Source organism: Alteromonas sp. ABH4_457 (assembly GCF_056160625.1).
Window position 1 is genome coordinate 1 of the sequence record NZ_JBSWXN010000040.1, and the last position, 225, is coordinate 225.

The window sequence follows — 225 nt, forward strand, 5'->3', positions numbered from 1 at the left end:
TAGGCGTGTCATATTCTACGTGTGAAGTAGAGATGGTGATACCACGAGCTTTTTCTTCAGGCGCGTTATCGATTTGATCGAAAGCCTGAGCTGAACCACCGTAAGTCTTTGAAAGGACGGTAGTGATTGCTGCAGTCAGAGTGGTTTTACCGTGGTCAACGTGGCCGATTGTACCCACGTTTACGTGGGGTTTCGTACGTTCAAACTTTTCTTTTGCCATTTTTC

At 46.2% G+C, this 225-nt stretch carries 1 protein-coding gene; it reads right to left on the reverse strand.

Going from position 1 to position 225, the window contains the following annotated elements; all coding sequences use genetic code 11:
• Positions 1 to 220, reverse strand: a 220-nt coding sequence (locus tag ACXAGR_RS23845; RefSeq protein WP_474852936.1) for a GTP-binding protein, incomplete at its 3' end; no start/stop codon positions are given.
• Between the last annotated feature and the right edge of the window lie 5 nt (positions 221 to 225).